The sequence below is a fragment of the Faecalibacterium sp. Marseille-Q0746 genome, from assembly GCF_017377595.1.
GTDB lineage: Bacteria > Bacillota > Clostridia > Oscillospirales > Ruminococcaceae > Faecalibacterium > Faecalibacterium duncaniae.
The window spans coordinates 67,010-90,524 of record NZ_JAFREI010000002.1; the positions used below are offsets into that span (position 1 = coordinate 67,010).

The window sequence follows — 23,515 nt, forward strand, 5'->3', positions numbered from 1 at the left end:
CTTCAAAAAGCGATAATATATAAAATACGGGCGCTGCGCCCGGAAATGACAAAGAATGGCGAACAAAGATTCGCTCCTTTAATAATAACAGGTTTGCCGCGCAGAGACAAGGGTTTTGCCACGGTTTCACAAAGCGGCAGGAGGGGACTATGGTATATCTGACAGGCGACACCCACGGCGAGCTTGACCGCTTCAAGCACGGCAGGCTCCGCTGGCTGGGCAAACGGGACATTGTGGTGGTGCTGGGCGATTTCGGCTTTGTGTGGGATGGCAGCAAGGAGGAACAGAAAAAGCTCGACTGGCTGCGCAAGCGCCCCTATACCCTGCTTTTCCTTGATGGTGCCCACGAGAATTACGACCTGCTGGCCCAGTACCCCGTCGAGGAGCGGTTTGGCGGCAGGGTCCAGGCTTTGGGCGGCAATGTGTACCATGTCTGCCGTGGCAGTGTGCTGGAGCTGGAGGGAAAGAAATACCTCTGCTTCGGCGGCACCGAGAGCCCCGACAAGGAAGAGCGGGAGGCTGGATACAACTGGTGGCCGCAGGAGATGCCCAGCGATGAGGAATACGCCGCCTGTGAGGCCAATCTCGAAGCAAACGGCTGGCAGGTAGATTATGTGCTGACCCACGATGCCCCAAGCAGATTCCTTGATTTTACTTCCCTCGCTGTGGGCGAATCCAACCGCCTGCACCTGTTTCTTGATAAGATCCTGCTGAAGCTGACCTACGAAAAGTGGTTCTTTGGCTGCTACCACAAGGATGTGGCCCTTTCCACCAAGAGCCGGTGCGTCTTTTGTGATGTCATCCCCATGGGCGAACGCCACGCGAAGCGGTAAAAAGAGAAGGTGCCCATGACTTTCAGGCCGGTGGTGTACATCATAAAAAGACGAAGAAGATCGTGAACACTCTATTGGGTTCACCAATAAACAGCAGGAAGCCCCCTTGACAGTGTAATCGTCAGGGGGCTTTCTGCCTGCCAGGGGTTAGTTCTTGAGTGCCTGCGCCTTGCGCCAGATCTGGATCACTTCCCAGTAACTTACAGAAGCATCTGCAGTTTTATTGGAAGGAAGCAGCTGGTTCTCAGAGGCCCAGGTGAGAGCCTTCTGTGCACTGGTGGCATCGTTGTCCAACGCAGCAGCGGGAGCAGGTTTGCCGGCATCATCCCACACCAGTTCGGCAAGTTCGGTGGCATTGGCGGGGATCGCTGCGCCATCGGGGAGAATACGCTTCAGATAAAGCTCCGTACCGATTCGGCAACCCTGCCATGTCAGCACGGCGGCAGCACCAATGACCATAACGGTGCCCAGAATGCCAGAACCACCATCTTCGATGGAAGCATCTTTTGTCATGGCTTCCATTGTTACACCCTTTTCACCTGCGGGCATTTGAAAGCGCAATGGATTTTGTTTGACATCGGTCGAATCATCCAAACCGCTGACCAACCATTGATCGAACGCAATGGCATCGCTCTGGCTGATGTAGGTGACAGTTACATTGGCGTTTTCAGGCACCTTTGCAACCAGATCACCAATCTCGTTTCTCTCAGCATGGATCTCTTCGCCATCATGCTCAATAAAAACGTCAGCATTCTTAATGGTCAGGAGATAGAGGTCTGCAGTGGGAACAATGGGAGCAGCTTTTTGGCGAATTTCAAACGTGCCTCCGTCCACGATGGCAGAGAGCAGATTAGGACTATTGGAATGGATCTTTACCTTTACGGTATACCTGCCTGCTTTTGTGGGGGCAACGACTTCTTCTCCCATATCGTTGAGATAGACAAGCTCAAGTTTGATCTCGTCAGATTGTAAAAGAGCATTCAGCCTGCTGTCCGCCCGGACAGTCACTGTGGCTGTATGATCCTTGCCCTCCTCTTCCACAGCATCTGCTGGAAGGGTGACAGTGAGTTCGTTCTGGAAAGTATCATTGGTGATGGTAACGGGGTGGATCGTAATCTTTTCCGGAATGTCGATTCGGACGGTATCACCCTGAATGATTCGCAGGGTGTATGTTCCGGCATCTTTTGGAAGCTCATTGAATTCTTCTTCGTTTGAGGTGCCTGCGTTCCTGACATATCTTACAATGTAATCTGTGATGCGTGTATCCTTGGGCTCGATCCTGATATCGATATTGTCCCCATAGGAATAGTCCGCTAGACCGCTGATGGTGAAATCACCGGTGTCATAATTTGTGTGTTCGACAGTGGTCAGAGTTACGGCTGTATCATCCTGACCTGCAACAAAAGTATAGGTGGTATTGTCTGCACTCACAGTGCCGCTGCCCCCTGCCCAGGTATAACGATCTCTGTAGTGGGGATCGCTGACGGTCAATTCCACTGTTCTACCAATCGTGACAATGAATTTGCCATCGTTGATGGGAACGCTGCTGCCATCGATCTTGGCAGTAACGGTACGGATGTCGCTGGTTACTGTAACATCAATAGAACCAGGTGCTACAGGGACATTTTGTAGGCCAGAATCCGTGGAAATAGCGTTCCATTGAGAACGAGAGCCTGAATACTCTATGTTATTCAATGCTGTGCAATTGGAAAATGCATACTCGGAAATTTTGGTTACACTGCTGGGAATCGCGATCCGTTCGAGCTGCTCGCAGCCAGCAAAAGTATAATCCATGATCTGTGTGATACCCTCTGGAATATCGATGCTCTCTAAGCCTATACAGTTTTCAAAAACTGAGTCTGGAAGTTTCGTTATCCTGCATGAAAATTCAATGTCTTGTAGCTTTTGACAATTCATAAAGGCACCGGTTCCAATAGAAACCACGGAGTCTGGCATCTTTACAGAGGCCAGATACGAACAACAGTCAAAAGCATGAGTTTCAATTCTTGCCACACCATTGGGTATTTTGAAAGCAGGATCCGCTCTTCGAGAAGGATAACGAATTAAGGCGTAATCGCCATTTGCTGATTTTTCGTACAACACATTGTCTATTGCCGGATAGCTTTCGCTGTCTGATGTGATCGTTGAGAGAGCGAAACATTCGGAAAATGCATTGGTTCCGATCTGTGCCACATTGGCAGGAATATGAATTTGAGTCAATGCGGTTCCGGTAAAAGCCCGCTCTTCAATGGAGGTTACGCTGTCTGGAAGAGTAACGGTGTGCAAGCTGTAACAATAACTGAATATGCCGTCTGCAACGGATGTTACACCCTCTGGAATGGTGACAGTATCTAATTTTTCGCATTGATGAAAAGCGTCTGAACCGATCTCTGTTACAGAATCAAGAATGGGAATATCTGTCAATTCACTGCAAAACATAAAGGCCTGGCGGCCAATCTTTTTCACGCAGGATGGTTTATCGTCCTGAATGGTAACGCTTTTCAGTGAGGTGCAATTATAAAAAGCATTGCTGCCAATTTCTGTTACAGTGTCGGGGATCTGAACAGTTGTCAGGACGTACTTGTAATTGCAGAATACCCGGTCTCCGATTTTTGATACAGGATATATGTAAGCACCATGTGTTACCTGAGCAGGGATCGTGATCCTATGTTCATTGCCCGTATATTTGGTTATTGTTGCAGTATTGTCAGCATTGAGGATAAACTGATAAGAACCATCTGTATATGCCATAGGGGAATCGCTTGCAAAAACAGTGACAGTGCCCACAGGGAAAAAGGTCAGCAGCATACTGAATGTCAGAAATAAGCTGAGTAGACGCTTTTTCATAAGAAAATCCTCCTTTGCATTTCGTAAAAGACTTGTCCGATGTGCGTCATAATGCGAATGAATATGACGCTTTACACAAAATATTTTACAGTAGATGAAAATATAAAGTCAATATAATGGGACATGCTTTGTGAGAGAACACAAAAACTGAGAATTTTTTTATACGGAAGATACAAAAAGAACCGAGTCCTGTGATATATATGGGCGGAAGGCTCAGCATACAATAAAAAAATGAGATAGGCACCCCCTTTCGGGGAAGTCTATCTCATCTTTTTATTGGCACTGTTTTGCAACAGCCCCTTCTCATTCTCTTTTACATTTTTTCGGGGACGTTGATCTTGAACATAGTCAGCACATTGAAGATAACGTTCTTCACACCGATGCACAGGGCCAGGCGGGCCTGCTGCACGGCGGGATCTGCACCCTGGATGCGGCAGTTGCCGTAGAAGCGGTGGAAGGCGCTTGCCAGATCAATGACAAAGCGGTTGATGCGGCTGGGGTCGTACTTCTCGGCAGCCATAACGATCTCCTGCGGGAAGGCGGCCAGCATCCGGATCAGGTCCATCTCGCTGGGGTCGGTCAGCAGGGTGGCATCTACCTGCTCGGCACCGGCAAAGGCCACGCCCTCGCTCTCCATCTTCTTGAGGATAGAGCAGATGCGGGCGTGTGCGTACTGGACATAGTACACGGGGTTGTCGTTGTCGGTCTTGACGGCCTGGTCCAGGTCAAAGTCGATGCCGCTGCCTGCGTCGTGCATGTTGAACAGGAAGCGTGCGCTGTCGATGGGCACTTCCTCCAGCAGGTCGGTCAGGGTGATGGCGTTGCCGGTGCGCTTGGACATCCGGACAGGCTGACCGTCACGCATCAGGTTGACCATCTGCATCAGCACAACATCCAGATCGTTGCCGTTCAGGCCGATGGCATCCATGGCACCCTTCATGCGGGCAACGTGGCCGTGGTGGTCGGCACCCCAGACATCAATGGCCTTGGCAAAGCCGCGGGTGGCCAGCTTGTTGTAGTGGTAGGCAATGTCGGCGGCGAAGTAGGTGGGGATGCCGTTTGCACGGACGAGGACTTCGTCCTTGGCTTCCTCCTCGGTGCCGTCCTCGGTCTTTTTCTTGTTCACGGTGCCGTACTTGGCAGCATACTGGGCGCTGCGGTACATGATGGCACCATCCTCGGCCTTGTAGCAGGCTCCCAGCTCCAGCAGTTTGTTCACAACATCCAGGACAGCGCCGGATTCGTGCAGGGTGCTCTCGTGGAACCAGACATCGTAATCGATGCGGTACTTGCCCAGGTCGCGCTTGAGGGCCGCAATGTTCTTGGGCAGGGCGTAATCCACCAGAGCGTTCTTCAGGGTCTCAAAGGCTTCGCTGGCAAAAAGGGCCTCTTCGTTCAGCCCGGAGCAGGCTGCAACGTACTTGTCGTCGTTGATCTCGGCAAACTCACCGGCCAGCACCTTGATGTCGCCGCCCTGATAGCACTCAGCGGGCAGGGGATAGGCTTCCTCGCCGCAGAACTGCTGCAGGTAGCGGACGGCCAGGCTCTTGCCGAACTTCTGGATCTGGTTGCCTGCATCGTTGATGTAGAACTCACGGGTCACATCATAGCCGGACCAGTCCAGCACAGCGGCCAGGCAGTCGCCCAGAGCGCCGCCGCGGGCGTTGCCCATGTGCATGGGGCCGGTGGGGTTGGCAGAAACGAACTCCACATTGTACTTGGCACCCTTGCCGTGGTCGGTGCGGCCGTACTCCTTGTTGGAGCAGGCACCCAGCACCACGCTGGCCCAGAAGGAGGGGGCGAGGAACAGGTTGATGAAGCCGGGGCCGGCCACTTCCACCTTGGCAAACACGCTGTGCTCGATGGAAGGCAGATGGGCCAGAAGGGCATCGGCGATCATCTTGGGGGCCTTGCGCCAGGTGCGGGCACCGGCCATGGCCAGATTGGAAGCGATGTCACCGTTCTTGGTGTCGGCAGGGATCTCCACGATAAAAGCGGGCAGCTCGGCCTCGGCCAGAGTGCCGTCGGCCATGGCGGCCTTGGCAGCCTCAGTCAGCAGAGCGCGGGCCTCAGCCAGTGCCGCTGCCCGGGGGTTGTAGTTCTGATAGGTCTTTTCAAAGTCTGTCATAATTTTTATCCTTTCACGGGCTCACCCTCTCAGGCCGCTTCGCGTCCAGCTCTCCCAAAGGGCGAGCTTTTGACAAAACCACAAACTCTATAATTTCTGTCAAGACCTCCCACTTTGGGGGAGGTGGCATCGCGCAAGCGATGACGGAGAGGGTGAGGATGTTCAGTTGATGTGCTCGACCTGGATCTCAAGCGTTGTCCGATTGATGAGCGCTGTGGGGTCATCGGCATCCAGCAGATAGCTGAACTTCGCCGTGCCGCCCGCAGGCTCCGAGAGGTCGCACGCGATGCCGTCGCCGGTCACGCCCAGCGTAATGGGGCCGACCTCGGTCTCGTAGTAGCAGATGTTCCGGTAATCCCGCTGGATGACCAGCTGGGTGTTGACCTTGCCAAAGCGGAGCAGGGCCACCCGGCTGCCGTCCTCGGCAATCTTGATGGTGGTGGTGCAGCCTGCAAAGCCGATGGTCTCCGTCTCCTTATAGCTAATATAATAGGAACCGGCTTTTTTCAGGAAGCTGCCGTAGGTCATCAGTTCGATCTTGTCTGTCTCCTCCGCAGGGAGGGGCTCCGTGTGCTCGAACTGCTCCGAGACGCTCCGGATCAGGATGCGGTAATCTTCGTTGTGTGCAGTGCTCACAGTTTTGTGTTCCTTCACTTTAATATTTGTCAATGGCGATCTGCTCCACCTCGCCGCCCTTGTACTCGCCCAGGAACAGGTCGGCTGTCTGCACGAACCCGTCCGGCGCGTCACTGACATAGAAATGGGCCTGCCCGGCGGGGTGGTCGGCCTTGAGCCCCCGCTCGCTCAGGATGCGCTCCAGATGGTGGGCGGCAGTCTTGGCCGGGTCCACCAGCACCACGTTCCGGCCCATGAACTCACCGATCATGGTCTTGATCAGGGGATAGTGGGTGCAGCCCAGGATCAGGGTGTCCACCCCGGCATCCCGGATCTCCGTCAGGTACTGGGCAATGACCAGCTTGGTGATCTCCTGCTTGTCCGGGGCGCTGTGATCCACATAGCCCGCTTCCACCAGCGGCACAAAGAGCGGGCAGGGACGGGCGGTGATCTCTACACCGGGTACCAGCCTGCGCAGGAGCGCTTCATAGCTGCGGGAGCGGATGGTGGCCGCAGTGCCGATGACACCGATGCGCCGGTTCCGGGTGGAAAAGGCAGCCTCCCGGGCGGCGGCATCCACCACGCCCAGATAGGGCACCGGGAGCTTTTCGGCCTCAGCGGCGGGGTAGGTGCTGGATACCGTGCCGCAGGCCGCCATGATGCACTTGACATCCTTGGAGAGCAGGAACGCGATGTCCTGCCGGGCATATTGCAGGATGGTCTCCGGGCTGCGGCTGCCGTAGGGCACCCGGCCGGTGTCGCCAAAGTAGACGATGTTTTCGTGGGGCAGCCGCCTGCGCAGCTCCCGCACGCCGGTCAGGCCGCCCAGGCCGCTGTCAAATACGCCGATGGGGCGGTTATCCATGCTGCTTTTCCGTCCTTTCCAGCGCAAGTTCGATCAGGTGATCGATCAGGGCGGGCACGGGGGTGCCCTCGTGCTCCATGAGCTTGGGGTACATGCTGATGGGGGTGAAGCCGGGGAAGGTGTTGATCTCGTTGATCATCACCCGGTTGGTACCGTGCTCCACAAAGAAATCGCAGCGGGCCAGACCCTCGCAGTTCAGGGCGGTGTAAGCCATGGCGGCGTAGGTCTTGACCTCGTCCAGCTTTTCCTCGCTGAGTCTGGCAGGGATGACTACCTGGCTTACGCCGTTCTTGTACTTGTCGTCGTAGGTGTAAAACTCGGCACCGGCCAGGATCTCACCCGGGCGGGTGGCCACGGCAGGGTCAGAGCCGATGACGGCACACTCGACCTCGTGGCCGTCCACAAAGGCCTCGAACACCACCTTGTGGTCGTTTTCAAGGGCCAGTGCAATGGCCTGCTTGAGCTCATCCCGGTCGTGGGCCTTGGTGATGCCCACGCTGGAACCGGCGTTGGCAGGCTTGACGAAGATGGGCCAGCCCAGCTTGGCAATGGCACCGTCACACACGCCGTCCAGGTCGCTCTCAATCTCCCAGCGGCAGGCACTCAGCCACTTGGTGTGGGGGATGCCGGCTGCATCAAACAGAGCGTTGGCCACGGCCTTGTCCATGCAGACAGCGCTTGCCAGCACGCCGCAGCCCACATAGGGGATGCCGGCCAGCTCCAGCAGGCCCTGCACGGTGCCGTCCTCGCCCCACAGGCCGTGGAGCGCGGGGATGACCACATCCACGTGCAGCTTTTCCACCTGACCGGACGGGGTGAACAGGATCATGCCGTGGTCGGCGCGGTCGGGGCTGATGACGCAGGGCATGTTGCCGGGCAGCTCTTCCCAGCTGCCGTCGGCCATCTGGGCGCTGGTGGCCTCGGTGCACAGCCAGCGGCCCTCCCGGGTGATGCCCACGGTCAGCACCTCGTAGCGGGCGCGGTCCAGGTTATCCACAAAGGTACCGGCGGACACGCGGCTGACCTCGTGCTCGCTGGACATGCCGCCAAACAGCACGACGACACAGAGTTTATCTTCAGATTGCATCATGATCTCTCCTGATCTTATGGCCGGAAGGGGCGCTTTGCCCGGGGCCGGATTTTCTATAAGCAGTTATAGACACTTTATTATACTATATCTATGCGGCGGATTCAAGGCGTAGGCCAAAACAGGCAGGAGAGAAAAAATTCAAAAAAGTCTCAAAAACGCAAAAAATCCGCTTGACGAATGGCAAAACGCGTGATACAATGATATCACCTCTTTTGCGGGGTTATTAAGTGCGCCCTGTTTTTAGGGCGTGCACCGCAAGCCGAGGGAGGTTCAAAACAACCGTTATAATGGAGGTGTCAACAAATGACCGTTAAAATCACTCTGGCCTGCACCGAGTGCAAGCAGCGCAACTACAACACCACGAAGAACAAGAAGAACAACCCCGATCGTCTTGAGATGAAGAAGTACTGCCGTTTCTGCAAGAAGCACACGGTTCACCGCGAGACGAAGTAAGAAAGGCGGACGCATCATGGCAGACAAAACCGAGAAAAAGCCGGGCTTTGTAGCCAGAATGAAGGGCTTTGGCGCAAACATCGCCAAGTTCTTCCGCGACACGAAGAGCGAACTGAAGAAGGTCGTGTGGCCGTCTAAGGCGGACGTTAAGACCAACACCATCGTCGTGCTCGTGACCGTGGCGATCGCAGCCGTTGTGATGATCGCGCTGGATGCCATTTTCGGCGGCATCCTGGGCCTGATCATCGGCGCATGATTCATCTTGAAACGGAGGCTTAACCAAAATGGAAGAACAGACCAATGAGGCCCTTTGGTATGTAGTCCACACCTATTCCGGTTACGAGAATAAGGTTGCGAACGACCTACAGACCATGGTGGAAAACCGCCATCTGCAGGACCTGATCTGTGATATCAAGGTTCCTACCGAGATGGTGCCTGAGATCAAGGACGGCAAGGAGCGTATGGTGGAGCATAAACTGTTCCCCGGCTACGTTCTGGTCAAGATGGTCATGAACGACGATACCTGGTATGTGGTGCGCAACACGCGCGGCTGCACCGGTTTCGTCGGTCCCGCATCCAAGCCCGTTCCCCTCTCTGCTGAGGAAGTGGAGAAGATGGGCGTTGAAAAGGCGGCTCCGCTGACCGTCGATTTCAATGTCGGCGATACCGTGCAGATCACCGCCGGCCCGCTGGAAGGCTTTATGGGCCTTGTGGAGGGCATCGATACCGAGAGCTTCAAAGTCAAGCTCAAGGTCAACATGTTTGGCCGCGAGACACCCGCAGAAGTGGATATCGCGCAGGTCGAGCTGCCGTAACCAACCGGCATCCGTTTACCAAGGTAAGACCGCAGTGCGGTTCTTATAGAGCGTGTGCATCGTGTACGCGCTCGTGGGAGGCGTGGGGAGACCACGCCGCAACTCACCACAGATTTTTGGAGGTGCATTTACTATGGCACAGAAAGTTACTGGCTACATTAAGCTGCAGATCGAGGCCGGCAAGGCGACTCCGGCTCCCCCTGTTGGCCCTGCTCTGGGTCAGAAGGGCGTTAACATCATGGCCTTCACCAAGGAGTTCAACGAGCGTACCAAGAACCAGATGGGTTATGTTATCCCCGTCGTCATCACCGTTTACGCTGACCGCTCCTTCAGCTTCATTACCAAGACTCCTCCGGCTGCCGTTCTGATCAAGAAGGCTGCTGGCATCAACACCGCTTCCGGCAAGCCCAACAAGGAAAAGGTTGCTACTCTGACCGCCGCTCAGGTGGAAGAGATCGCCAAGACCAAGATGCCCGATCTGAACGCTGCTTCTCTGGAAGCTGCATGCAGCATGGTCCGTGGCACCTGCCGCTCCATGGGCGTTACCGTCGAGGGCTGAGACACAAACAGTGGGAGGGCATAACACTGCCCGCATGACCACATAGGAGGATATACAATGAAACATGGCAAGCACTATGTCGATGCTGCTAAGCAGGTCGATTTTTCTAAGCTGTATGATATGAACGAGGCTCTGGAGCTGGCTTGCAAGACCGCTTCCGCCAAGTTCGACGAGACCGTTGAGCTGCACGTCCGCCTGGGCGTTGACGGCCGCCACGCTGACCAGCAGGTCCGCGGCGCTGTTGTTCTGCCCAACGGCACCGGCAAGACTGTCCGCGTCTGCGCCATTGCTAAGGGCGCTGCTGCCGCTGCTGCTGAGGCAGCCGGCGCTGACATCGTGGGTGATGACGAGCTGATCGCACGCATCGCCGGCGGTTTCATGGACTTCGACGTTGTTGTCACCACCCCCGACATGATGGGCCGCGTTGGCCGTCTTGGTAAGGTTCTGGGCCCCCGCGGCCTGATGCCCAACCCCAAGGCCGGTACCGTTGCTCCCGACCTGGGCAAGGCTGTTACCGAGGCTAAGGCTGGTAAGATCGAGTACCGTCTGGACAAGCAGAACATCATCCACGTTCCCGTGGGCAAGGCATCCTTTGGCGCTGAGAAGCTGTACACCAACCTGGATACCGTGATGAGCGCTATTGCAAAGGCAAAGCCCGCTGCTGCAAAGGGTACCTACTTCAAGAGCGCTACCATCGCCACCACCATGGGCCCTGGCATCCGTCTGAACACCCTGAAGTACGGTGTCTAATTTTGAGGGTTGAACCTCTCAGTCGCCTTTGGCGACAGCTCCCCTACCAGGGGAGCCAAGACTTGCCTCTCCTATTAGGAGAGGTGGCACAGCGCAAGCTGTGACGGAGAGGTTTTGCAAAAACTTTCAAAAAAGCGCTTGACAACACCGCACGTTTGCGGTAGAATAATGATGCTGTTTTTGAGACAGCAGGTGCTGGAGTCCAGCGTAAGGTGCAAACCGCCTGCCGAGAAACGTGCGTAAAGTTGTTTTATGCCTCTTTCTCGACACAGTGCGGGAAAGAGGCTTTCTTCGTTGCTCCGGCTTTCGATACAAGTTTTTGAAATGAGGTGAAACCGAATGCCCAGTGCAAAGATTCTTTCTGAAAAGCAGGCTTATGTCGCTGATCTGAAGGCAAAGTTTGAGAGTGCGGTTTCCGGCTGCGTCGTCGCTTACGGCGGTATCAACGTCGAGAACGACACCAAGCTCCGTAAGGAGCTGCGTGAGGCAGGCGTTGATTACATGGTCGTGAAGAACACCATGCTGCGTCTGGCTGTCAAGGGTACCTCCCTGGAGGGCCTGGCTGAGAACTTCAAGGGTGACACTGCTGTTGCCTTTGCTCACGAAGAAGACCCCATGTCCGCTGCCCGCATCCTGTGCAAGTACCAGGATGGCGATAAGTCCAAGAAGTTCGTCGTGAAGGCTGGCTTCATGGAAGGCAAGGTCATGGACGCTGCCGAGACCAACGCCATCGCAAAGCTGCCCAACCGCGAGGGTATGCTGTCCATGTTCGCAGGTGCTCTTACCAGCACTCTGTCCGGTCTGGCTGTTGCTATGCAGGCCTACGCCGACAAGCAGGAGGAGCCCGCTGCCTAATGGCTGCGTGACCGCTGCTTAACACAAAACTGAAACAAACAAAAACCATTGATATTGGAGGGTTATTACCATGGCTTCTGAGAAGATTACTGCCATCATCGAGTCCGTCAAGGGCCTGACCGTTCTGGAGCTGAAAGAGCTGATCGACGCTTACTGCGAGGAGTTCGGCGTTTCTGCTGTTGCTGCTGCTGCTCCCGCTGCTGCTGGCGCTGCTGCTGCCGCTGAGGAAGAGAAGACCGAGTTCGACGTTATCCTGGCTGAGGCTGGCGCTACCAAGATGCAGGTCATCAAGCTGGTCAAGGAGATCACCGGTCTGGGCCTGAAGGAAGCAAAGGCTATCGTTGACGGCGCTCCCAAGGCTGTCAAGGAGAAGGCTTCCAAGGCTGAGGCTGAGGACATCAAGAAGAAGCTGGAAGAGGCTGGCGCTAAGGTCGAGATCAAGTAATTTGATCCCTTCTGAACGTTCTTTCTTGAATTCTTATTCTTGAAACAAAAGGCACTCTCGCTGAAAGGCGAGGGTGCCTTTTTGGTTGTGCGCCCGCAGCAGGGCAAAAAGCTCCCGGAGCAGTGGCACTGAATGCCGCACCGCTCCGGGAGCTTTGGTTTTGCTTCGTTTATTCGTAGTCGATGGGCAGGGTGGGCAGACCGTTCAGATCAAGGCCTGCCGTGTGGCCCGCCATGTACTGGTAGTAGCCCTGCGCCGCGATCATTGCGCCGTTGTCGCCGCAGAATTTCAGCTCAGGCAGATAGACCTTGGCCCCCAATTTCTGGGCACCATCGTTCACCAGCTGACGCAGGCGGCCATTGGCAGCCACGCCGCCCGCCAGACAGACCTGCTTTGCCCCGGTGTCGGCAGCAGCCAGCAGCAGCTTTTCGGCCAGAATGCCCGCAATGCGCTCCTGAAAGCTTGCTGCCAGATCAGGCACGTTGATCTCCTCGTTCTTCATCTGGGCCTTGTTCACCTCGTTCAGCACGGCGGTTTTCAGGCCGGAGAAGCTGACGTTGTACTTGCCGTCCACATGGGGCACCGGCAGGCGGTAGGCCTTGGGATCGCCTGTTTTGGCAGCATTTGCCACGCTGGGGCCGCCGGGATAGGGCAGACCCAGGGTGCGGGCGACCTTGTCAAAGGCTTCACCGGCGGCATCGTCCACGGTGTGGCCCAGAATGTGGTAGTGGGTGTAGTCCTGCACCTCCACGATATGGCTGTGGCCGCCGGATGCCACCAGACAGAGGAAGGGCGGCTTGAGCTCCGGATGGGTCAGGTAAAGGGCCGCAATGTGGCCCCGCAGGTGATGCACCGGAACCAGCGGCTTGTTGGCAGAATAGGCCAGTCCCTTGGCAAAGTTCACGCCCACCAGCACTGCGCCGATCAGGCCCGGCGCAAAGGTGACAGCCACCGCGTCCACATCGTCCATGGTCTTGCCTGCGTCCAGCAGAGCCTTTTTGACCGTAGCGCTGATGAACTCGCAGTGGCGGCGGCTGGCGATCTCAGGGACCACGCCGCCATAAAGAGCCTGCTCCTTGACGCTGGTGGAGATGACGTTGCTCAGCAGGCGGCGGCCATCCTCCACAAGGGATGCGGCGGTCTCGTCGCAGGTGGATTCGATTCCTAATACGATCATAGTTCAGTGGGCCTCCAGCCAGTTTTTGCCAGTATGCACATCGGTGCTCAGGGGCACCGCGTAGTGCACGCAGCCTTCCATTTCCTCCCGCAGGATCTGCGCGGCCTTTTCGGCCTCTGCTTCCGGGGCTTCCACGATCAGCTCATCGTGGACCGTCAGGATCAGGCGGCTTTCCATTTTCTCGTTCCGCAGCCGCCGCCAGACACGCACCATGGCCAGCTTGATAACATCAGCGGCCGTGCCCTGAATGGGGGTGTTGCGGGCCATCCGTTCGCCGCTGGCCCGGATGTTGTGGTTGTTGCTGTTCAGCTCCGGCAGGGCGCGGCGGCGGCCGAACAGGGTGGAAACGTAGCCGCACTGGCGGGCATCCGCAATGGTCTTTTCCATATAACCGTCGATATTGGGGAAGGTGGCCAGATAGGTCTGCAGGAAGGCCTCTGCCTCCTTGACGCTCACGCCGATGTCCTTGGAAAGGCTGTAAGCGCCCTTGCCGTACATGATGCCAAAGTTGATGGCCTTGGCGCTGGAGCGCAGGCGGGGCGTGACATCCTCAGGCCGGATGTTGTAGATCTTGGCTGCGGTGCTGCGGTGGATGTCGGCACCGGAGAGGAACGCCTCCTGCATGTGTGCATCGCCGGTGACATGGGCCAGGATGCGCAGTTCGATCTGGCTGTAATCGGCATCCACCAGCACGCAGCCGGGCTTTGCCACAAAGTAGGCGCGGAGCTTGCTGCCCATCTCGGTGCGGATGGGGATGTTCTGCAGGTTGGGGTTGTCGGAGGAGAGCCGCCCGGTGCGGGCCTCGGTCTGATTGAAACGGGTGTGGATGCGGCCATCCTCGCCAATGACCTTAAGCAGACCCTCCACATAGGTGGAGTTCAGCTTCTGGCAGGCACGGTACTGGAGAATGTCCTCCACCAGCGGGATGTCCCGCAGCTTTTCCAGTGTCTCGGCATCGGTGGACCAGCCGTTCTTCGTCTTTTTGCCGTGGGGCAGACCCATGGTATCAAAGAGCAGGGTGCCCAGCTGTTTGGGGCTGTTGGGGTTGAAATCGGAGGTGCCTGCCTCCATCTCGATGCGGGTCAGCACCTGGTCCAGCTCCTGCCGCAGCTGCACACCGAAGGCTTCGATGCCCTCACGGTCTACAAGGATGCCAGTGCGGGTCATATCGGCCAGCACCTGTGCCAGCGGGAATTCAATGTTGTTGTAGAGCTCGTCCTCTCCATTTTCAGTGATCTCCGCCTTCATTCTGGCGAACAGGTCTGCCAGGAAACCGGCATCGGGGTACTCCTCACAGGAGAACGCTGACCTTGCATGGTAGCTGGTGGCAAGGGTGGTGAGCAGATAGTGGGAAGCGGAAGCGTCCAGCAGGTAGGCGGCCAGCTTGCCGTCCCAGACGATGCTGCTGCCCCAGCTGCCTGCGGCCATGGCTCTGGCGTAGAGGGGAGCGGAATCGAATACATCCAGCGTCACCTTGGGGTCGTCCAGCAGGGAGACCAGTTCCTCCTCGGAGAGGGGATACACGGTGGTGTCCTGCACGGCGTACCAGGCCTCCGGCTGCACGACCGCGCTCTTTTTGCCCAGAACAGCAGGGCGCGCGGCCACCAGATAGTGGCCGGAGGGTTCTGCGGGCAGGGACGCAATGGCTGCGTCCACCTCCGGCAGGGTATCGGGGTCCTGTTCCGGAACGATGCCGTCCAGCCCGAACCGGGTGATGAGGGTCTGGATCTCCAGCTCCTGCATCAGACGGACAGCGGCGGGCTTGTTGCCCTCGGTCACCTTGTAGGCCCCTTCCGCTGTGTCGATGGGAGCATCGGTGCGGATGGTGCCCAGCGTGTGGCTGAGGTAGGCATCCTCCCGGCAGGCCAGCAGATTTTCCCGCTGCCGGGGCTTGATGATCGGGCTGTCCAGATGGTCGTACACGCTGTCCAGGGTGCCGAAGTTCTTGACCAGGGTCATGGCGGTCTTTTCGCCGATGCCCTTCACGCCCGGAATGTTGTCGGAGGTGTCGCCCATCAGGCTCTTCACCTCGATGAGCTGCTTGGGCTCAATGCCGTACTTTTCGTGGATGGCATCCAGATCCATGGTCTCCGTTTTGCTGCGGCCCATGGCGCTGGTGGCCAGCAGCACGGTGGTGGTCTCGCTCACCAGCTGCAGGCTGTCGCGGTCTCCCGTGGCCAGAAAGCAGTCGTCCCTGCGGGCCTCGCAGGCAGCGGCCAGCGTGCCCAGAATGTCGTCCGCCTCCCAGCCTTTTGCCGATACCTGGCGGTAGCCCAGGTCGGTGAGCAGTTCTTTCAGGATGGGCATCTGCTGGGCCAGCTCGTCCGGCATGGCGTGGCGGGTGCCCTTGTAGCCGTCGTACATTTCGTGGCGGAAGGTGGGGTGCTTCAGATCGAAAGCAACGGCCACCTCGTCGGGCTCACACTCCCGGAGCAGGGAATTCATAATATTCAAAAAGCCGAAGATGGCATTGGTATAGCGGCCGTCCTTGGTGGTCAGCAGCTTGATGCCGTAAAAGGCACGGTTGGCAATGCTGTTGCCGTCAATGACTAGTAAACGCATAGTCAGTCTCCTCCATTGCATTATAACTCAATTTATAGTATAACACAAAATGGGGGCCAGCGGGGGATTTTTGCAGAAAAAACAAAAATGCCCTCCCATGTTGGGAAGGCAGGTGAAGGCGTTACTCCGAGATGGTGATGGCGCTCACCGGGCAGGCCTGTGCGGCTTCCACGGCGGTGGGTACGGTGTCGGGCGGCAGCTCGCCTGGCACGGCAACGGCCAGGATGCCTGTCATCTGGAACACCTCGGGGCAGATCCCGGTGCACTGGGTGCAGCCGATGCAGAGATCGGGGTCAACGAATGCTTTCATGGGAAGTTCCTCTCTTTCTGAAATGGCCCGCCCTTCGTTCAATCTCAGGGGCGGCTTGTGATAAAGCAAGTATGGACGGAAAGAAGATGAATTATCCCTAGGTTTTTTCCGGCAGATATGATACAATAGAGCACACAGGATCCAGGAGGAAAAACGATGAACATTCAGATCTTTGGCACCAGCAAGTGCTTTGATACCAAAAAGGCCCAGCGCTATTTCAAGGAGCGGGGCATCAAGTTCCAGATGATCGACCTGAAGGAAAAAGAGATGAGCCGGGGCGAGTTTGAGAACGTGGCCCGCGCGCTGGGCGGCTGGGAGCAGCTGGTGAACCCGGCGGCAAAGGATAAGCAGACGCTGGCCCTGCTGGATGCACTGGTGGATTGGCAGAAGGAGGACAAGCTGTTCGAGAATCAGCAGCTCTTCAAAACGCCCATCGTGCGCAACGGCAAAAAGGCCACCGTGGGCTACCAGCCCGAGATCTGGAAAACGTGGGAATAAATCGCGCTTTCACAAAAAATCCACGCCCCGGGTTTTGCACCGGCGGGCAGTTTGTGGTATACTGAAAGCTGGTATTTCCCCAAAAGATGACCTGATTTAGGAGACGATAACGATATGAAGACCTATATGACCCCGGAAGAACACGCCCGGCTCCACCGCCGCCGCGCCCGGCAGACCCTTGGCCTGCTGATCGCCGTGCTGGCGCTGGTGGGCATTGTAACGGTCGTGCGGGCCGGTGTGAAGGGTGTGGCCACCCTGTTTGACGACACCCAGCAGAAAGCGGAATATGAGGACCGGCTGGAAGGTCTGGTCCTGTTCGACCCGCTGCCCTTTGACGGCATCGAGAACATCGATGATCTGACCCTGCGCGAAGCCGCCGTCTGGGGCTGCGTGTACAGCATCCAGGAGACCCAGGGAAGCTTTGATAACTACAACACGGACCCCGACACCGAACAGCTGTTGCTGCCCTCGGTGGATGTGGATGCCTATCTGGCAAAGCTGGTGGGCCCCAGCTTCAAGCTGACCCACAAGAGCTTTGAGATGGACGACATGACTGTCGAGTTCGATGAGACGACCCAGTGCTATAAGATCCCCGTCACCGGCAGCGTGGGCACCTTCCGCGCTACCGTCACCAGACTGTTCAAGAAGGACGGCCTGCTCCACGTTACCGTGGGCTATATCCCCACCCAGAGCAGTGATGACAGCATCCTGAACACCTCGTCCGACACGCCCACAAAGTATATGGATTACCTGTTCAGCCGCCAGAGCGGCAGCTGGTACCTGACCGGCCTGACCGACAGCGAGACCAAGCCCGAATCTGCCGACAGTGCAGCCTCTGCCGCGGAGCCTGCCCCGCTGGCCGAGAGCGAGGTCAACGATGCCATCCTTGCCACCGCAGGCGATTCTGCCGCCGCCAGCGTGGCCGCCAGCGCCGTTGCTGACGAGGCTGCCCCGGTGGAAGAGGCGGCTGAGAGCACCCCGGCTGAGAGCACCGAGGCTTCCTCTGAGAGCCCGGCGGCATAAAGCGAAAACCGAAATCTGACAGAACACCCCTGCACGGAATGTGTGAAGCATTCCACGCAGGGGTGTTTTTGTTTCCTGATTATTTCAGATCGAACCTGACCACGACCAGCCGATACCACAGGTAGGGCACCATGTTCCAGATCATCCACAGCTCCATGAGGATATAGTTGGGCAGATCCTTCAGGCGGAAGGGGCGCTTGCCGAGCCGTCCTTCCTTGAGCAGGGCAAAGGCTTCGTGCATTCCCTTGTCCCAGGCTTCGCCAAAGCCCTGCTTGTGGAACTTGTAGCACTTGAGCAGATAGCCCAGCGCCAGCGGAAGAAAGTTCAGGATGAGCATAAGCAGCGGCTCGTTCTTGAGGGGGAGCAGGATGCTGTTCCGGCCGCTCTGCTGGCTCTTGAAGGCATTGTACTTCACAGCGCCGGTGCTGGCACCGCAGATGTGGTAGCATTTTGCGGTGGGGCAGAGGACACACTTGTAGCCTGCGTTGTTGGCGCGCCAGCTCAGGTCCACGTCCTCAAAGTAGGCGAAGAAGTTCTCGTCAAAGGTGCCGATCTCCTCCAGAATGCTCTTGCGGTAGAGCGCTGCGCCGCCGCAGGCCGAGAAGATGCGCTTCTGTTTGGTGTAGCGGCTGGCCCGGCGGCCGTCGCCGGTCTTGCAGGCAAAGCCCATCCAGGTGACGTAATCACCGGCATCGTCGGCCAGCTCCCGTTCAAAGTGGCGGAGCATCAGGCTCTGCACGGCAAAAATTTTGGGATCGGTCTCGGCGGTGCGGATGAGTTCGGCCAGCCAGTCGGGCTCGGCAAAGGCATCGTTGTTGAACATGACCACATACTCGCCCTTGGCCCGGGCAATGCCCTGATTCACGGCGTGGGAGAAGCCGGTGTTGGTGCCGTTTTCGATCAGGGTGAAGTTGGGGCGGCCGCAGTAGCTGCGGGCCTGCTCCAGACTTTCATCGGTGGAACCGTTGTCCACGATGATGAGCTCAAAATCCTGCTCTGTCTGGGCATAGACCGACTCGATGGAGTCCTTGAGCCAGCCTTTGCCGTTGATGTTGGGGATAACGATGGTTGCTTTCATATATAGATGCTCCTGAAAATTCAACTTCAGGGCAGATTATACCATAATTGCGTTGAAAAAGAAACCGGCAGTTGGGAAGAAAAGCGGAAAGCACAATGAAAAACTTTTCCGGACTTTTGTAGCAAATAACCAACCACTTCACTGCACGATTGTGCAATCTGCCCTTGAATTGTGACCAAAGCGTGTAAATATTGAGAAAATGGCTGCAAAACTGTTTACAAAAGAGTAACAAGATGATATACTTTACACCAGTGAATGAAACGCTCTTTTGTGAAGAAAGGATACTGACGTGGAAACAGCCAAGCACTTTGGAAGCAAACTTCGGAAAACTCTCATGGCCCTGCTTGCAACGATGGCCCTGATGGCCGTGCTGCTCCCCGGGGCACTGGCCGTGGACCTGAACGTTGATGTTGGGTTCTACTTCAAACAGAGCCGGGGCGGCACCTGCACCCTGGCCTCTGCCGCAATGATGCTTCGCCGCCGGGCCTATCTGGACGGGATGGACAGCTGGGTGGATGTGACTGAAAACGGCATCAAGAGCACGGCCTGGTCGGGCGGGCTCTCCCACAGCTTTACATACAACGATATGCATGTGGGTTATGCGACCCTGCCCTCGGGCAAGGCGGCCAAGACGGGAGCGCTGGTCTCCATTCTGGCAGAGCATCCGGAGGGCATCGTGCTGTACGACCGCACCAGACCCCATGCCGTGCTCCTGACGGACTACACCGACGGCGTGTTCTACTGTTCCGATCCTTCCAACGGGGTTGCCTCCGGCCGTGTGCCACTGTCTGCCGCCAGCATCTCCATTGGCGGCGCGTCCTGCTACTGGTACATCACCGAGGATGGCAATGACGATGGTCTGGAGCTTCTGGAAGAGGCTGTGCAGGCGGAGGAAGCCGCCGCGGAAACTGAGACTGCGGCAGAGACTGAAGCCGCTGCTGGCGAGGAAAGCAGCAGTCAGGATTGGTGGACGAGCCTGTTTGGCTGAATATTGATCTTCTGGGCGGCTGGCCGTTGGGTCAGCTGCCTTTTTTGTTAGCATCCTCACCCTCTCAGGCCGCTTCGCGTCCAGCTCTCCCAAAGGGAGAGCTCTTGACAAAACCGCAAACCTTGCATTTACTGCCAAGGCCTCCCACTTTGGGGGAGGTGGCATCGCGTAAGCGATGACGGAGAGGGTGAGCCCGTTCACCTCCGCAGCTCTGTCCCCGGGAAATAGTGCGCCAGAATTTCCTCTGCGCTCTGTCCCTGTTCGGCCAGCGCCTTGGCACCCCACTGGCTCAGACCCACACCGTGGCCATAGCCCTTGGTGGTGAGAAGAAAGCTGCCCTCCTGATACTGTACCGTGAAGCAGGCGCTCCGCAGGCCCAGCGCTTTGCGCAGGGCCGGACCGGTGACGCTCTGCCCGCAGACAGGCAGGGAGGCTACATAGCCCGAAGGGGTGAGTGCGGCCTCTCCGAACCAGCTGGCAGGTGCGGCAGGGTCAGGGAGCAGCCCCAGCCCGGCGAGAGCCTGCTGCATCTGTTCGGTGGTGAATTGGACGGTATAAAGGTAGTTGTCCGCATTGAGGTCGGTAGAGCTGTCTACGGCCACAAGATAGGGAAGGGCGGTGCCCCAGACGTTTTCGCTGGCCTCGGTCATGCCGTTGGAGATGGCAAAGTAGCTTGTCCCGGCGGGGGCGCTGCCATAGTAGAGCACATCGGTCAGCACACTGTCCACCAGCGCCGAGAGGCGGGCATAGTTTTCCTCATAGGCGGTGCCCCAGTAGCTGTGGAGGACTGCATCTGTTAAGTATCCCTGCCGCCGGACGGGGTCCACGCTCAGCCAGCCGGAAGCCGGTTCGGCGGCATGGTCGCGGCAGTAGAGGGCATAGCTGTGGGCCGCGATGGCCTGCGCCTTGAGCGCCTCGTCCGGCCAGCTGATGGGCATTTCCGCCGCCACGGCACCGATCAGATATTCCCGCCGGGGCACCGAGACCACGGCCCCGGCGCTCTGGTCAGCCAGCAGAAAGCTCTCGCTGTCCTGATCGGAGGGCGGCACGGCGGCGCTGTCCGGGGCGGCTTCCGAAGCCGCAGTGCCCGGCAGAGGAGCAGAAGAAGCCCCCTGTGCCGGGCCGAACACCGCCAGTGTCAGCCGGTAACCGGCGATCGGCAGGAGTGTGCCCAGCACCAGCAGCAGGGCGCAGAGGAGAAAGAATGTCTTTTTCATCGTAGTTTTCCCTCCCGGACAGGCATTTTTCTGGGCCCAGTGTACCAGCCCGGCAGGGTGAAAAAGCGCACATTTCATCCAAGACTTGAATTTACTTCACAAAAGCGCTATCATAAGGGTGTGCCATCATGGTGGATGGCCGGAAAGTATATAAGAGAGAAAAAAGTATATAAGAGAGAAATAAGAGAAAGGGGAAATTCGCGCATGAACTATACCCATGCAGAAGTAGCGTCGCTGGACCCGCAGACCATGCGGACGCTGTGTGAAGAGTATCTGGCAAACAACTACATCGACCCGGAGACGAGTGAGCGTCTCGGTGTCAAGCGCGGCCTGCGCAACCCGGATGGCACCGGTGTGCTGGCAGGGCTGACCAATGTCTGTGACGTTGTGGGCTACAAAAAGGATCAGGAGGGGCATGTCATTCCCATTCCGGGCCGTCTGATCTATCGCGGCGTGGACATCAATGAGATCGTGAACGAGGCCTACCGCAACGACCGCTTTGTGTTTGAAGAGGTCATCTGGTTGCTGCTGTTCGGCAGCCTGCCCACCCAGGAGCAGCTGGACGATTTCTGTGAGCTGCTGGCGGAGCACCGCGCCCTGCCCGATGGCTTTATGGATACCATGAATGCTCCTTCGCCCAATATTATGAACAAGATGCAGCGGTGCGTGCTGGGCCTGTATTCCTACGACGAGCACGCCGAGGACCTGACGCTGGAGAATATCCTGAACCAGAGCATCAACCTGATCGCCAGTATGCCCACCATGATGGTGAACGCTTACCAGATGAAGCGCCGCTATTATGACAAGCAGAGCATGTTCTTCCACATGCCCAAGCCCGGCCAGAGCACCGCGGAGCACATCCTGAGTACCTACCGCCCGGACCAGAAGTTTACCCACGAGGAAGCCAAGCTGCTGGATATGTGTCTGCTGGTCCACGCCGACCACGGCGGCGGCAACTGCTCCACCTTTACCGCCCGTGTGCTGTCCTCCTCGGGCACCGATACCTACTCGGCCATTGCAGCCGCCATTGGCGCGCTGAAGGGCCCCAAGCACGGCGGTGCCAACTTGATGGTCAACCGCCAGCTGCAGGATATCCTCAAGCATGTGGAGCACCCGGAGGACGACGACGAGGTGCGCGAGTATCTGCGCCGCATCCTGCGCAAGCAGGCGGGCGACGGCTCCGGCCTGATCTACGGTATGGGCCATGCGGTCTATACCATGAGCGATCCCCGTGAAGTCATCCTGAAGGAGCGCGCCAAACACCTGGCCTACGAGAAGGGCTTTGAGGAAGAATACAACATGCTGTGCAGCATTGAGCGGCTGGCTCCCGATATCTTTGCCGAGGAGAAGGGCAGCAGCAAGCCGGTGTGCGCCAATGTGGACCTGTTCAGCGGCCTGATCTACAACATGCTGGGTATCTCTGAGGATATCTACACCCCGCTGTTCGCCATTGCCCGTGTGCCGGGTTGGTGCGCACACCGGGTGGAGGAAGTCATTTTTGCCAACCGGATCATCCGGCCCGCCTATAAGTATCTGGGCGTGCGCCAGAAATATAAACCGATCGAGGAACGCTGATGAACGCTTTATTTGTGCTGATTTTCACCTGTGGTGGTGCCCTTGCCATTGGGCGCGGGCTTGATCTTGCCCTGTGGACGGACTGGAACACCGGCCTGTGTACGGCGGGCTCTGTCTGGCTGCGGTACGGCGGCCTGTGGGCGGCGCTGGTCGTTGGCATCATTGCCGCCCGGAAGCTGGCCCGCCAGCCCCTTGTTCTGCGCAGTGCGTGCAGGCCGGTGGGGATCACATCGGTGCTGGGCGGCGTGTGTGTCGGCCTGGCCGGTGCGGTGCGTCTGGCAGTGGGCATGACCGGCGTTGGCGCGCTGGTGCGTGCTGTGTTGGAGCTGGTGTGCGCTGTCTGGCTGATCCGACTGGGCCGCAGCTGGACGCATAAGGGAGAATATCGTCTGCCCGGCCGGAGCATGACCCCGGCGGTGCTTGGCACGGCGGTGTTCTACTGGGGGGTGCTGAGCCGCTTTATGGAGAACAGCTCCAGCTGGCACCGGGTGGAACCGACTGCCATGGTCTGGCAGATGCTGGCCGCGCTGGTGTTTCTTTCGGCGATGGTCCGCGCCCTCTGGCTGCCGGAAACGTCCAACGGCTGCCAGCTGTGCGAGGCCGGGATCTGCACGTTCCTGCTCTGCTTCTGCTGGGAGCTGCCCCGGGTGCTGGTGCTGCTGTTCCACGGCATCACGGCGGCTGACCTGCCCGAGGTGCTGTTTGGCTTTGGCATGTGCTGCATCGGCGCGCTGGGGCTGTTCACTGTGGCGCGGGTGGCAGGAAGTGACGGAAGGCCTGCAATACCCCGACACGCCGTTGGTTGAATTGCTGAAAAGATTCCCATAAAAGC

General features: G+C 57.6%; 23 protein-coding genes. 13 read left to right on the top strand and 10 right to left on the bottom strand.

Features of this window, described 5'->3' with window-relative positions; all coding sequences use genetic code 11:
• The first annotated feature begins 149 nt into the window (after positions 1–149).
• On the top strand, positions 150–833 hold the full coding sequence (locus J3351_RS01680; RefSeq protein ID WP_156070073.1) for a metallophosphoesterase: 684 nt from the start codon (positions 150–152) through the stop codon (positions 831–833).
• 147 nt (positions 834–980) lie between these two features.
• On the opposite strand, the gene J3351_RS01685 is transcribed toward J3351_RS01680, so the two are convergent.
• The 5 genes from J3351_RS01685 to J3351_RS01705 form a co-directional block, all read right to left on the bottom strand.
• Positions 981–3,680, bottom strand: coding sequence for a leucine-rich repeat domain-containing protein (locus J3351_RS01685; RefSeq protein ID WP_207696973.1), 2,700 nt, complete (start codon positions 3,678–3,680; stop codon positions 981–983).
• 313 nt (positions 3,681–3,993) lie between these two features.
• Complete coding sequence (gene argS / locus J3351_RS01690; protein ID WP_207696974.1) at positions 3,994–5,808, bottom strand: arginine--tRNA ligase; 1,815 nt, start codon at positions 5,806–5,808, stop codon at positions 3,994–3,996.
• 162 nt (positions 5,809–5,970) lie between these two features.
• The gene (locus J3351_RS01695; RefSeq protein WP_227611447.1) at positions 5,971–6,444 is read right to left on the bottom strand and encodes a DUF1934 domain-containing protein; all 474 of its coding nucleotides are present in this window, start codon (positions 6,442–6,444) and stop codon (positions 5,971–5,973) included.
• 19 nt (positions 6,445–6,463) lie between these two features.
• Positions 6,464–7,288 (bottom strand): glutamate racemase, encoded by an 825-nt coding sequence (murI, locus tag J3351_RS01700; protein ID WP_005931199.1) that lies wholly within the window; start codon positions 7,286–7,288, stop codon positions 6,464–6,466.
• Positions 7,281–8,375, bottom strand: coding sequence for a D-alanine--D-alanine ligase family protein (locus J3351_RS01705; RefSeq protein ID WP_097773558.1), 1,095 nt, complete (start codon positions 8,373–8,375; stop codon positions 7,281–7,283). Before J3351_RS01705 ends, murI begins: the two co-directional genes overlap by 8 nt.
• Before the next feature lie 306 nt (positions 8,376–8,681).
• On the opposite strand from J3351_RS01705, the gene rpmG reads away from it, so the two are divergent.
• From rpmG to rplL, 7 genes are all read left to right on the top strand, one after another.
• Complete coding sequence (rpmG, locus tag J3351_RS01710; protein ID WP_005920501.1) at positions 8,682–8,831, top strand: 50S ribosomal protein L33; 150 nt, start codon at positions 8,682–8,684, stop codon at positions 8,829–8,831.
• 16 nt (positions 8,832–8,847) lie between these two features.
• Positions 8,848–9,087, top strand: a complete 240-nt coding sequence (secE, locus tag J3351_RS01715; protein WP_005931188.1) for a preprotein translocase subunit SecE — start codon at positions 8,848–8,850, stop codon at positions 9,085–9,087.
• A 28-nt stretch (positions 9,088–9,115) separates the two neighbouring features.
• Positions 9,116–9,646 carry a transcription termination/antitermination protein NusG gene (nusG, locus tag J3351_RS01720; RefSeq protein WP_005931184.1) on the top strand — a complete coding sequence of 177 codons (531 nt, stop codon included), beginning with the start codon at positions 9,116–9,118 and terminating at the stop codon, positions 9,644–9,646.
• Positions 9,647–9,779: 133 nt separating this feature from the next.
• On the top strand, positions 9,780–10,205 hold the full coding sequence (rplK, locus tag J3351_RS01725; RefSeq protein ID WP_005931181.1) for a 50S ribosomal protein L11: 426 nt from the start codon (positions 9,780–9,782) through the stop codon (positions 10,203–10,205).
• A 57-nt stretch (positions 10,206–10,262) separates the two neighbouring features.
• On the top strand, positions 10,263–10,955 hold the full coding sequence (gene rplA / locus J3351_RS01730) for a 50S ribosomal protein L1 (RefSeq protein ID WP_005931176.1): 693 nt from the start codon (positions 10,263–10,265) through the stop codon (positions 10,953–10,955).
• Between the two features lie 339 nt (positions 10,956–11,294).
• Positions 11,295–11,810 (top strand): 50S ribosomal protein L10, encoded by a 516-nt coding sequence (gene rplJ, locus J3351_RS01735; protein ID WP_005931168.1) that lies wholly within the window; start codon positions 11,295–11,297, stop codon positions 11,808–11,810.
• 70 nt (positions 11,811–11,880) lie between these two features.
• A complete protein-coding gene (gene rplL / locus J3351_RS01740; RefSeq protein ID WP_005931165.1) occupies positions 11,881–12,255 on the top strand; it encodes a 50S ribosomal protein L7/L12 in 375 nt (124 codons plus the stop codon).
• A gap of 169 nt (positions 12,256–12,424) precedes the next feature.
• On the opposite strand, the gene tsaD is transcribed toward rplL, so the two are convergent.
• The 3 genes from tsaD to J3351_RS01755 form a co-directional block, all read right to left on the bottom strand.
• The gene (gene tsaD / locus J3351_RS01745; RefSeq protein WP_005931163.1) at positions 12,425–13,432 is read right to left on the bottom strand and encodes a tRNA (adenosine(37)-N6)-threonylcarbamoyltransferase complex transferase subunit TsaD; all 1,008 of its coding nucleotides are present in this window, start codon (positions 13,430–13,432) and stop codon (positions 12,425–12,427) included.
• A 3-nt stretch (positions 13,433–13,435) separates the two neighbouring features.
• Positions 13,436–15,994 (bottom strand): DNA polymerase I, encoded by a 2,559-nt coding sequence (gene polA, locus J3351_RS01750; RefSeq protein WP_207696975.1) that lies wholly within the window; start codon positions 15,992–15,994, stop codon positions 13,436–13,438.
• Between the two features lie 121 nt (positions 15,995–16,115).
• The gene (locus J3351_RS01755) at positions 16,116–16,304 is read right to left on the bottom strand and encodes a ferredoxin (RefSeq protein WP_005931159.1); all 189 of its coding nucleotides are present in this window, start codon (positions 16,302–16,304) and stop codon (positions 16,116–16,118) included.
• A gap of 156 nt (positions 16,305–16,460) precedes the next feature.
• On the opposite strand from J3351_RS01755, the gene J3351_RS01760 reads away from it, so the two are divergent.
• Both J3351_RS01760 and J3351_RS01765 read left to right on the top strand, forming a co-directional pair.
• Positions 16,461–16,802, top strand: coding sequence for an arsenate reductase family protein (locus J3351_RS01760; protein WP_005931157.1), 342 nt, complete (start codon positions 16,461–16,463; stop codon positions 16,800–16,802).
• 114 nt (positions 16,803–16,916) lie between these two features.
• Positions 16,917–17,825: a hypothetical protein gene (locus J3351_RS01765; RefSeq protein ID WP_005931155.1), complete on the top strand. Its 909-nt coding sequence runs from the start codon at positions 16,917–16,919 to the stop codon at positions 17,823–17,825.
• A 79-nt stretch (positions 17,826–17,904) separates the two neighbouring features.
• Here the strand turns inward: J3351_RS01765 and J3351_RS01770 are convergent, their stop codons facing one another.
• The gene (locus J3351_RS01770) at positions 17,905–18,903 is read right to left on the bottom strand and encodes a glycosyltransferase family 2 protein (protein WP_207696976.1); all 999 of its coding nucleotides are present in this window, start codon (positions 18,901–18,903) and stop codon (positions 17,905–17,907) included.
• A gap of 334 nt (positions 18,904–19,237) precedes the next feature.
• On the opposite strand from J3351_RS01770, the gene J3351_RS01775 reads away from it, so the two are divergent.
• Positions 19,238–19,891: a hypothetical protein gene (locus J3351_RS01775; protein WP_207696977.1), complete on the top strand. Its 654-nt coding sequence runs from the start codon at positions 19,238–19,240 to the stop codon at positions 19,889–19,891.
• A gap of 197 nt (positions 19,892–20,088) precedes the next feature.
• On the opposite strand, the gene J3351_RS01780 is transcribed toward J3351_RS01775, so the two are convergent.
• On the bottom strand, positions 20,089–21,108 hold the full coding sequence (locus tag J3351_RS01780; protein ID WP_207696978.1) for a SpoIID/LytB domain-containing protein: 1,020 nt from the start codon (positions 21,106–21,108) through the stop codon (positions 20,089–20,091).
• A gap of 204 nt (positions 21,109–21,312) precedes the next feature.
• On the opposite strand from J3351_RS01780, the gene J3351_RS01785 reads away from it, so the two are divergent.
• Positions 21,313–22,683, top strand: coding sequence for a citrate synthase (locus J3351_RS01785; RefSeq protein ID WP_005931146.1), 1,371 nt, complete (start codon positions 21,313–21,315; stop codon positions 22,681–22,683).
• The gene (locus J3351_RS01790; RefSeq protein WP_207696979.1) at positions 22,683–23,489 is read left to right on the top strand and encodes a hypothetical protein; all 807 of its coding nucleotides are present in this window, start codon (positions 22,683–22,685) and stop codon (positions 23,487–23,489) included. Before J3351_RS01785 ends, J3351_RS01790 begins: the two co-directional genes overlap by 1 nt.
• Positions 23,490–23,515 lie beyond the last annotated feature (26 nt).

What these genes read in the sequence shown, in the direction of transcription:
- J3351_RS01680 (WP_156070073.1), top strand. Translation starts at nt 150, where the DNA reads ATGGTATATCTGACAGGCGACACCCACGGCGAGCTTGACCGCTTCAAG.
- J3351_RS01685 (WP_207696973.1), bottom strand. Translation starts at nt 3,680, where the DNA reads ATGAAAAAGCGTCTACTCAGCTTATTTCTGACATTCAGTATGCTGCTG.
- argS (WP_207696974.1), bottom strand. Translation starts at nt 5,808, where the DNA reads ATGACAGACTTTGAAAAGACCTATCAGAACTACAACCCCCGGGCAGCG.
- murI (WP_005931199.1), bottom strand. Translation starts at nt 7,288, where the DNA reads ATGGATAACCGCCCCATCGGCGTATTTGACAGCGGCCTGGGCGGCCTG.
- J3351_RS01705 (WP_097773558.1), bottom strand. Translation starts at nt 8,375, where the DNA reads ATGCAATCTGAAGATAAACTCTGTGTCGTCGTGCTGTTTGGCGGCATG.
- rpmG (WP_005920501.1), top strand. Translation starts at nt 8,682, where the DNA reads ATGACCGTTAAAATCACTCTGGCCTGCACCGAGTGCAAGCAGCGCAAC.
- secE (WP_005931188.1), top strand. Translation starts at nt 8,848, where the DNA reads ATGGCAGACAAAACCGAGAAAAAGCCGGGCTTTGTAGCCAGAATGAAG.
- nusG (WP_005931184.1), top strand. Translation starts at nt 9,116, where the DNA reads ATGGAAGAACAGACCAATGAGGCCCTTTGGTATGTAGTCCACACCTAT.
- rplK (WP_005931181.1), top strand. Translation starts at nt 9,780, where the DNA reads ATGGCACAGAAAGTTACTGGCTACATTAAGCTGCAGATCGAGGCCGGC.
- rplA (WP_005931176.1), top strand. Translation starts at nt 10,263, where the DNA reads ATGAAACATGGCAAGCACTATGTCGATGCTGCTAAGCAGGTCGATTTT.
- rplJ (WP_005931168.1), top strand. Translation starts at nt 11,295, where the DNA reads ATGCCCAGTGCAAAGATTCTTTCTGAAAAGCAGGCTTATGTCGCTGAT.
- rplL (WP_005931165.1), top strand. Translation starts at nt 11,881, where the DNA reads ATGGCTTCTGAGAAGATTACTGCCATCATCGAGTCCGTCAAGGGCCTG.
- tsaD (WP_005931163.1), bottom strand. Translation starts at nt 13,432, where the DNA reads ATGATCGTATTAGGAATCGAATCCACCTGCGACGAGACCGCCGCATCC.
- polA (WP_207696975.1), bottom strand. Translation starts at nt 15,994, where the DNA reads ATGCGTTTACTAGTCATTGACGGCAACAGCATTGCCAACCGTGCCTTT.
- J3351_RS01755 (WP_005931159.1), bottom strand. Translation starts at nt 16,304, where the DNA reads ATGAAAGCATTCGTTGACCCCGATCTCTGCATCGGCTGCACCCAGTGC.
- J3351_RS01760 (WP_005931157.1), top strand. Translation starts at nt 16,461, where the DNA reads ATGAACATTCAGATCTTTGGCACCAGCAAGTGCTTTGATACCAAAAAG.
- J3351_RS01765 (WP_005931155.1), top strand. Translation starts at nt 16,917, where the DNA reads ATGAAGACCTATATGACCCCGGAAGAACACGCCCGGCTCCACCGCCGC.
- J3351_RS01770 (WP_207696976.1), bottom strand. Translation starts at nt 18,903, where the DNA reads ATGAAAGCAACCATCGTTATCCCCAACATCAACGGCAAAGGCTGGCTC.
- J3351_RS01775 (WP_207696977.1), top strand. Translation starts at nt 19,238, where the DNA reads ATGGCCCTGCTTGCAACGATGGCCCTGATGGCCGTGCTGCTCCCCGGG.
- J3351_RS01780 (WP_207696978.1), bottom strand. Translation starts at nt 21,108, where the DNA reads ATGAAAAAGACATTCTTTCTCCTCTGCGCCCTGCTGCTGGTGCTGGGC.
- J3351_RS01785 (WP_005931146.1), top strand. Translation starts at nt 21,313, where the DNA reads ATGAACTATACCCATGCAGAAGTAGCGTCGCTGGACCCGCAGACCATG.
- J3351_RS01790 (WP_207696979.1), top strand. Translation starts at nt 22,683, where the DNA reads ATGAACGCTTTATTTGTGCTGATTTTCACCTGTGGTGGTGCCCTTGCC.